Here is an 8,018-nt window from a genome sequence, read left to right as displayed (position 1 = left end):
TCGACGTCACGGCCGCCGCCGAACGCTCCATGGCCTTCGAAGCCCTCGACCAGCTCGCCATGGAACACCTGCTCGGCGTCCGCTGAGCCCGCAGGAGGCCGGGGCCCGTCCACGGGCGAGCCCTGGCCCCCTGCCCTGCCACGCCCGGGTGCGGATCCGACGGATCCGCACCCGGGCGTGTGCTGTGTCCCGACGCAGCGCAGGCGGACTCGACGCACCGGAGGCCGGGACGGTCTTCGTGCCGATCGAGTTCAGGAAAGGAGAGCAGCGATGCCGGACGAGGAAGGTCATCCGGAACCGGAGGAGATGGACCTGCGCACGGTCCTGAACGCGATCTCCGATCCCCTGCGATGGGGAGTCGTCGTGGCCCTGCTCCACGAACCGGAGGGCACGGCCCGCACCTGTGCGTCCTTCAACCTGCCGGTCTCCAAATCGACTACCACGCACCATTTCAGGACCATGCGCGAAGCAGGTCCGGTACGGCAGGTGAACCGGGGCAACAGCCGCGCGGCGACCCTGCGCAAGGATGACCTGGACAAACGCTTTCCGGGGCTGCTGGACCTGATCCGCGCCAACTCCTGAGACCGGCCCCGAGCCGCCGGTCACCCCGGACACGCCGAAGGGCCGCACCCCCGGCGGGGGTGCGGCCCTTCGCGACGTACCGGACTGCCTACTTACGGATCAGGCTGCGGAGCACGTACTGCATGATGCCGCCGTTGCGGTAGTAGTCCGCCTCACCCGGGGTGTCGATGCGGACGACCGCGTCGAACTCCACACCGGTGTCGGTGGAGACCTTCACCGTGCGCGGCGTCGTGCCGTTGTTCAGCTCGGTCACGCCGGTGAAGGAGAAGGTCTCCTCGCCGGTGAGTCCGAGGGCCTCGGCGGTCGCGCCCTCCGGGAACTGGAGCGGGAGGACGCCCATGCCGATGAGGTTCGAGCGGTGGATGCGCTCGTACGACTCGGCGATGACGGCCTTGACGCCGAGGAGCGCGGTGCCCTTGGCGGCCCAGTCGCGGGACGAGCCGGAGCCGTACTCCTTGCCCGCCAGGATGACCAGCGGGGTGCCGGCGGCCTGGTAGTTCTGCGAGGCGTCGTAGATGAACGACACCGGCGCGTCCGCCTGGGTGAAGTCGCGGGTGAAACCACCCTCGGTGCCCGGGGCGATCTGGTTGCGCAGGCGGATGTTCGCGAAGGTGCCGCGAATCATGACCTCGTGGTTGCCGCGGCGCGAGCCGTACGAGTTGAAGTCGCGGCGCTCGACGCCGTGCTCCGTCAGGTACTTGCCGGCCGGGGTGTCGGCCTTGATCGCACCGGCCGGGGAGATGTGGTCGGTGGTGACCGAGTCGCCCAGCTTGGCGAGCACGCGCGCGCCGGCGATGTCGGCGACCGGGGTCGTCTCCATCGTCATGCCCTCGAAGTACGGGGGCTTCCGTACGTAGGTGGACTGCGGGTCCCACTCGAAGGTGTTGCCGGTCGGGATCGACAGCGCCTGCCACTGGGCGTCACCCGCGAAGACGTCCTTGTAGGACTTGTTGAACATGTCCTCGCCGATGGAGTTGGCGACGACGTCGTTGACCTCGGCCTCGGAGGGCCAGATGTCCGCGAGGTAGACCGGCTTGCCGTCCTGGTCGATGCCCAGGGCGTCCTTGGTGATGTCGACCTTCATCGAACCGGCGATGGCGTACGCGACGACCAGCGGCGGGGACGCCAGGTAGTTCATCTTGACGTCGGGGTTGATCCGGCCCTCGAAGTTACGGTTGCCGGAAAGCACCGAGGTCACGGCCAGGTCGTGCTCGTTGACCGCCTTGCTGACCTCCTCCGGCAGCGGGCCGGAGTTGCCGATGCAGGTGGTGCAGCCGTAGCCGACGAGGTTGAAGCCGACCTTGTCGAGGTACGGGGTCAGGCCCGCCTTGTCGAAGTAGTCGGTGACGACCTTGGAGCCCGGGGCGAGGGTGGTCTTGACCCACGGCTTGCGGGTCAGGCCCTTCTCGACCGCCTTCTTGGCCACGAGCGCCGCGGCGACCATGACGTACGGGTTCGAGGTGTTGGTGCAGGAGGTGATCGCGGCGACGGTGACGGCGCCGTGGTCGATCTCGTACGTCGTCCCGTCGGGGGCCGTGACCGTGGTCGGACGCGACGGCACACCGTTGGCGCAGGCCGGGGCGTCGGAAGCCGGGAAGGACTCCTTGCCCGACTCCTCGTCCTCGGAGACGTAGTTGCGCACGTCCTGCGCGAACTGCTCCTTGGCGTTGGCCAGGACGATGCGGTCCTGCGGACGCTTCGGGCCGGCGATGGAGGGGACGACCGTGGAGAGGTCGAGCTCCAGCTTCTCGGAGAAGTCCGGCTCGGCGGCCGGGTCCAGCCAGAGGCCCTGCTCCTTGGCGTACGCCTCGACGAGCGCGACCTGCTGCTCGTCACGGCCGGTCAGACGCAGGTACTTCAGCGTCTCGTCGTCGATCGGGAAGATCGCGGCGGTGGAGCCGAACTCCGGCGACATGTTGCCGATGGTGGCGCGGTTCGCGAGCGAGGTGGCAGAGACACCCTCCCCGTAGAACTCGACGAACTTGCCGACGACGCCGTGCTTGCGGAGCATCTCCGTGATGGTCAGCACGAGGTCGGTGGCGGTGGTGCCGGGCTTCAGCTCGCCGGTCAGCTTGAAGCCGACGACGCGCGGGATGAGCATGGAGACCGGCTGGCCGAGCATCGCGGCCTCGGCCTCGATGCCGCCGACGCCCCAGCCCAGCACGCCGAGGCCGTTGACCATGGTGGTGTGCGAGTCGGTGCCGACGAGGGTGTCAGGGTACGCCTGGCCGTTACGGACCATGACCGTGCGGGCCAGGTGCTCGATGTTGACCTGGTGGACGATGCCGGTGCCCGGGGGGACGACCTTGAACTCGTCGAAGGCGGTCTGGCCCCAGCGCAGGAACTGGTAGCGCTCCTTGTTGCGGCCGTACTCCAGCTCGACGTTCTGCGCGAACGCGTCGTTGGTGCCGAACTTGTCCGCGATGACGGAGTGGTCGATGACCAGCTCGGCCGGCGCGAGGGGGTTGATCTTCGCCGGGTCGCCGCCGAGCTCCTTCACCGCCTCACGCATGGTGGCGAGGTCCACGACACACGGAACGCCGGTGAAGTCCTGCATGATCACGCGGGCCGGCGTGAACTGGATCTCCTGGCTGGGCTGGGCCTGGGAGTCCCAGCCACCCAGCGCCCGGATGTGGTCGGCGGTGATGTTCGCGCCGTCCTCGGTGCGGAGCAGGTTCTCCAGCAGCACCTTCAGGCTGTAAGGGAGGCGCGCGGAGCCCTCGACCTTGTCCAGCCTGAAGAACTCGTACGACTCGTCGCCCACGCGCAGCGTGCTGCGGGCGTCGAAGCTGTTCGCCGACACGACAGTCTCCTTCATCAATGTGCGCGTACCACCGCACCGCGCCTCATTACGGCGGGCGCCGCGTGGTGCCGCCTACGGCTTCTCGACCATCCGCTAAGGTAAGGCTTAGTTAGGTAACCCTTACCGTTCGGCGGCTGCAGTGCGCCTTCGGCAGATATCTCGATGTCGAGATAACCCTAGTACATCGCCGCTGAAGGGTCATGCCCGGCTGCCCGTGCAGCACCGTCCATCTCAGGCGATCAAGGCCCCTCCCCCGCGGACCCGCCCGTTCGGCCTTCATACGGCGGTGTCGGGCCGAGGGCCGGAACCTCCTTCCAGGGCCACCGACCGTCCAGCACCAGCCGTGTGCACATAGAGATCGTCGGCGACGACCAGCGGTGACCCAGGCGGACCGGCGAGCCGCCCACGCCGACCCCCGACGGCACTCAGGAGTTCTCGGCCAGGACCTCGTGGCGCGGCACGGAACCCCTCCGCTCCCGCGCCTGGGCATAGCTCACGAGGCCCCGACCCGCGTGTGTACGCGGCAGCGCGACGCGCGGAGGCTCCGCTCCTTGACGGAGACTCCGCACACCGGAACACCCGCATGGAGGCGCACGGCGTGCCTGACTGCCGCACCGCGCGGAGGATGGGAGGGGTGGCGCACGCCTCCGTCACGTCACCGCACCCCGCAGCCCATATCACTTCGTCCCCGCATCGACCCCACGCCCGTCGCCGTGTCGCCCCATCCGTCACCCGAACACCACAGCCCCACCGAGTCCTCATCTCATATCTGAGATAACCTGGCGCCATGTCAGACGACTACCTCGCACGCATCGGCAAGCTCATACGTGACGCCCGTCAGCACCGGGGCTGGACGCAGAGTCAACTTGCCGAAGCGCTCGGCACCAGCCAGAGCGCCGTCAACCGCATCGAGCGCGGCAATCAGAACATCAGCCTTGAGATGATTGCCCGTATCGGTGAAGCACTCGACAGTGAAATCGTGTCGCTCGGCTATGCCGGACCGATGCACCTGCGGGTGGTCGGCGGGCGCCGGCTCTCCGGCTCGATCGACGTCAAGACCAGCAAGAACGCGTGCGTGGCGCTGCTCTGCGGCTCGCTGCTCAACAAGGGACGTACGGTCCTGCGCCGCGTCGCCCGCATCGAGGAGGTCTACCGTCTCCTCGAAGTTCTGAACTCCATAGGTGTGCGGACCCGGTGGATCAATGAAGGGACCGACCTGGAGATCGTCCCGCCGGCCCAGCTCGACCTGGAGGCCATCGACGCGGACGCGGCCCGTCGCACCCGGTCCATCATCATGTTCCTCGGCCCGCTGCTGCACCGTATGGACCAGTTCAAGCTGCCGTACGCGGGGGGCTGCGACCTCGGCACCCGGACCATCGAGCCGCACATGATCGCGCTGCGCCGGTTCGGCCTGGAGATCGCCGCGACCGAGGGCCTGTACCACGCCCAGATCGACCACTCGGTCACCCCCGACCGCCCCATCGTGCTGACCGAGCGCGGCGACACGGTGACGGAGAACGCGCTGCTGGCGGCCGCCCGTCACGACGGCACGACCGTCATCCGTAACGCGTCGTCCAACTACATGGTCCAGGACCTGTGCTTCTTCCTGGAGGCGCTGGGCATACGCATCGACGGCATCGGTACGACGACATTGACCGTGCACGGTGTGGCGAACATAGACGTGGATGTCGACTACTCCCCCTCCGAGGACCCGGTCGAGGCGATGAGTCTGCTCGCCGCCGCCGTGGTGACGGAGTCCGAGCTGACCATCCGCCGGGTGCCGATCGAGTTCCTGGAGATCGAGCTCGCGGTGCTGGAGGAGATGGGTGTCGACTGCGACCGCACGACGGAGTACGCGGCGGACAACGGCCGTACCCGGCTGGTCGATCTGACGGTCCGGCCCTCGAAGCTGGAGGCCCCGATCGACAAGATCCACCCGATGCCGTTCCCCGGTCTCAACATCGACAACGTGCCGTTCTTCGCGGCCATCGCCGCCTCGGCGCACGGCAAGACCCTCATACACGACTGGGTCTACGACAACCGCGCCATCTATCTGACGGACCTCAACCGGCTGGGCGGCCGACTCCAGCTCCTCGACCCGCACCGGGTCCTGGTGGAGGGCCCGACCCGCTGGCGCGCGGCCGAGATGATATGCCCGCCGGCGCTGCGACCCGCCGTGGTGGTGCTGCTCGCGATGATGGCGGCCGAGGGGACCTCCGTACTGCGCAACGTGTACGTGATCAACCGCGGTTACGAGGAACTGGCGGAGCGCCTCAACTCGGTGGGCGCACAGATCGAGATCTTCCGCGACATTTGATTCAGCCCCGGGTCAGGACCACGTTTTCTGTCTCCTGGGCCGTCTGTGGGCCGTTGTCCGGTGTCCTCCGCCCTCGCGGAGGACACCGTCCACGGCCCGCCTCGCTCGTGCCTGACTGTCCGGCATGAGGTGGGTGCAGGTCGGTAGGGTGACGACTCCGGCGGCGACCGGCGCCGGCTTCCGGATGAGGAAGCGGGCGCCCTCATGCGCGTCGGATGACCAGCACGGCCACGTCGTCGAGGTGGTCCACCGCGACCGCGGCGTCGAGGATGCGGTCGGCGGTCTCCTCGGCGTTCAGTCCGTCGTGGAGGGCCGCTCCGGCCAGTGTTCCGGCTCGCTCCAGTCCGGCTTCCAATGTGAGGCCCGGTCCTTCGACCACGCCGTCGGTGACCATGACCAGCGCACTTCCCTCGTCCAGGGTGAAGGTCTCCTCTCGGTACTCGGTGCCGGGCACGACTCCCAGGACCGGCCCGCCCGGCAGCTCGCGGATGCTGTGGCTGCCGTCCTCGCGCGCGTACAGCACCGGCACATGGCCGGCGCTGGCGCCGGTGACCTGTCCGTCGCCTGGGTCGATATGCAGCATGGTGCAGCTGGCGAATCGTGCCGCCTCCATCGTGACGAGCAGCTCGTTGGTGCGCGTCAGCACGGTTGCGGGATCCGGTTCGTGGGCGGCGATCGCACGTATGGAGGCGCGTACCTGTCCCATGACTGCGGCGGCGTCCACGTCGTGCCCTTGGGCGTCGCCGATCTCCATTGCGACCGTGCCGTCAGGCATGGCGAAGGCGTCGTACCAGTCTCCGCCGATGTCCAGCCCGTCGAGGCTCGGTCGGTAGCGGGCGGCGACCTCCAGGCCCGCAAGGTGCTCGGGCAGCGTGGGCAGCATGGTCTGCTGCAGCGCCGTGGCCAGCTCGACTCGTGCCTGCTGCAACCTGATGCGCCTCAGTGCCTGCCCTGCCAGGTCGGCCAGCGTACCCATGAGGGTCCGCTCCTCCAGGGACGGCCGGTATCCGCTGCCGTAGGTCACCACCCATCCTCCGAGCGGTTGATTTCCGGCCTCGCTCAGGGGGGTGATCGAAGTGGCGTAGTCGGAGCCGAGTCGGCCGATCAGCGGAAATTCAGCCCCGCGTGGCCAACGGCGGATGTAATCCTCCCGGTCGCGGATGAACTGCGGCCGGCCGGTGCGGATCGACTCGGGCACGGGGCTCGGATCGTCCAGCGACATGCCGTGCAGGACGTCGACCTCCCACATGGATATCCCGGCATCGGTGGAGACGCGCAGGCGGCCTTCGGCGACGAGTGCGAGCAAGGCGCCGCTGGCGCCGAAGGTTGCGGCGAGCCGGGTCAGGACGACCTGCTGCAGCTCCTGCTCCGTGGCTGCAGTGATCAAGGCGGAGGAGAATGCGGCGGTCTCCTTGGCGCGCAGCCGCTCGGCAGCCAGTGCGGCCTGCGCCTTCTCGTTGCGCTTCTCCTTCTTGGTGTCGTCGCGGACCACCCCGAAGATCCGCTCGGGGCCGCCATATCCCAACTGGATCCGACGGGTCTGAGCGGCCAATTGGTGCCAGCCCTCGTGCTGGGGGAGGTACCGCAACCTCACCCAGGCGGACTGCTGCGTGGCGGCCGAGCGCAGCAGCTGCCGCAAGGCCTCCCGGTCGTCAGGGTGCACCGCCGATATCACTCTGGAAAGTGACGTAGTGGGGCCCGGGAAGAGCGCCGCCAGAGCGGGTGCGCCACCGAGCCACTCCATCTGGTGCTCACAGGGTGAATACATCCACAGGCCGAGGTTGGCGGCCGAGGTGGCCATCCGGAACGGAATCAGCAGGCTGGCCAGGTCGTTTCGCGCATCCAGTGCGTGCACCCAGATCAACTGTTCGTCACTTGCCGGATCCTTCACCTGCCGCGCCTCGATCAAGCACGCAACGGGTGCTCCGCCTCGCCCTGGGAAGTCCAGCACCCGCATCGCGACCGTCTTCGTCCTGGCGGCGTGGGCCACGAGGCTCTCGGCCGACATCCGCTCGCTTGCGGGCCACAGATCACCGAAGTCACGTCCGAGGCACTGGTCTCCGAAGTCACGTCCCAGGCACTGCTCCACCGGCCTGCCCAGCGCTGCGGCCATCGCAGCGTTGAGGCTGCGGATGGCACCGTCCAGCGTAAGAAGAGCCGCCGGGTCAGGCCCTCGAAGGAATTCGTCCGGGGCGTCCATCTGTGGCTCCCTGACATATACCAAAACAGCCTCTTCAGCCATTTTCGCGCATTCTGCCGCGATGTCTTGGTGAAGGTGTGTCTGAGCGGCTGCGTCGAGTGGCGACGGCTGGAAAC

The 8,018-nt window shown here is 68.1% G+C and carries 4 protein-coding genes; 2 read left to right on the top strand and 2 right to left on the bottom strand.

Annotated features, from left to right (window positions below; translation table 11 throughout):
- Positions 1-270: 270 nt before the first annotated feature.
- A complete protein-coding gene (locus ACIA8E_RS30425) occupies positions 271-582 on the top strand; it encodes an ArsR/SmtB family transcription factor (protein WP_399302771.1) in 312 nt (103 codons plus the stop codon).
- 88 nt (positions 583-670) lie between these two features.
- Here ACIA8E_RS30425 and acnA read toward each other — a convergent pair whose 3' ends face one another.
- On the bottom strand, positions 671-3,385 hold the full coding sequence (gene acnA / locus ACIA8E_RS30420) for an aconitate hydratase AcnA (protein WP_399302769.1): 2,715 nt from the start codon (positions 3,383-3,385) through the stop codon (positions 671-673).
- Positions 3,386-4,172: 787 nt separating this feature from the next.
- Between acnA and ACIA8E_RS30415 the strand changes: the two genes are divergently transcribed.
- Positions 4,173-5,702, top strand: a complete 1,530-nt coding sequence (locus tag ACIA8E_RS30415; RefSeq protein ID WP_399302767.1) for a helix-turn-helix domain-containing protein — start codon at positions 4,173-4,175, stop codon at positions 5,700-5,702.
- Between the two features lie 202 nt (positions 5,703-5,904).
- Here the strand turns inward: ACIA8E_RS30415 and ACIA8E_RS30410 are convergent, their stop codons facing one another.
- Complete coding sequence (locus ACIA8E_RS30410; protein WP_399302765.1) at positions 5,905-7,902, bottom strand: SpoIIE family protein phosphatase; 1,998 nt, start codon at positions 7,900-7,902, stop codon at positions 5,905-5,907.
- Between the last annotated feature and the right edge of the window lie 116 nt (positions 7,903-8,018).

Origin of the sequence: Streptomyces sp. NPDC051664 (genome assembly GCF_044453545.1) — a bacterium.
Classification (GTDB): domain Bacteria; phylum Actinomycetota; class Actinomycetes; order Streptomycetales; family Streptomycetaceae; genus Streptomyces.
The sequence above is the reverse complement of the archived record's forward strand: the minus strand, read 5'-3'. Positions and strand labels throughout refer to the sequence as shown.